The organism is Roseisolibacter sp. H3M3-2, assembly GCF_029211165.1.
Classification (GTDB): Bacteria; Gemmatimonadota; Gemmatimonadetes; order Gemmatimonadales; family Gemmatimonadaceae; genus Roseisolibacter.
Window position 1 is genome coordinate 1 of sequence record NZ_JARGEK010000731.1, and the last position, 834, is coordinate 834.

At 79.6% G+C, this 834-nt stretch carries 1 protein-coding gene; it reads right to left on the reverse strand.

Features of this window, described 5'->3' with window-relative positions:
- Positions 1-41 precede the first annotated feature (41 nt).
- Complete coding sequence (gene pyrE / locus PYV61_RS26055; RefSeq protein WP_275836804.1) at positions 42-602, reverse strand: orotate phosphoribosyltransferase; 561 nt, start codon at positions 600-602, stop codon at positions 42-44.
- Positions 603-834 lie beyond the last annotated feature (232 nt).

The following is an 834-nucleotide window of genomic DNA, read 5'->3' on the forward strand; positions in this document are numbered from 1 at the left end:
CCGGGGGCCGCGTGACGCGCCGCCCGGCGGCGCGCCGCCGCTCAGCCCATCCGCGCCACGATCTCGGCGGCGCGCGCCAGCGCCAGCACCGGGAGCCCCGCGCCCTCCAGCGCCTCGCGCCCCCCCTCCTCGCGGTCGACCACCGCCAGCACGCCGGCCACCGTGCCGCCGGCGGCGCGTACCGCCTCCACGGCCTTCAGCGCCGAGCCGCCGGTGGTGATCACGTCCTCCACCACGACCACGCGGTCCCCCTCGCGGTACGGCCCCTCGATCAGGCGCCCGGTGCCGTGCTGCTTGGCCTCCTTGCGCACGGTGAAGGCGCGCACCGGGCGCCCGGCGATCGCGCTGGCGTACGCGATGGCGTACGACACCGGGTCGGCGCCGAGCGTCAGCCCGCCGACGGCGTCGGCGCGCCAGCCGGCGCCCTCGATCGCGGCCAGGCCGAGCGGGCCGACGAGCGCCAGCCCGTCGGGGTGCATCGTCGTCAGGCGCGCGTCGATGTAGAGGCTCGACCTGCGCCCGGAGGCGAGGGTGAAGTCGCCGCGCCGCGCCGAGCGCTCGGCGAGCAGCGCGACCAGGCGGTCGCTGGAGGGGGTCGTCATGCGCGGCAGCTTAGGCGGTCCCGTACCCGCGCGGGAGTCCGCGCGACGCGAGGCCGCGCGTGAACCGCCTCCGCACCCCGCGCGTCCCGGCGCTCCTGGTGGCGCCGCGCGAGTCGGTCGGCGGGCGGCTGGCCGCGCTCGCGCTGGCGATCGCGTTCTGCGGCGTCGTCGGCGGGCTGTTCGCGATCGAGCGCGCGGTCCCCGAGGCGGCGCAGGCGCGCCGCGCGCTGCG

Excerpts from the sequence above, each read along its gene's own strand:
- pyrE (WP_275836804.1), bottom strand. The coding sequence starts at position 602 with ATGACGACCCCCTCCAGCGACCGCCTGGTCGCGCTGCTCGCCGAGCGC.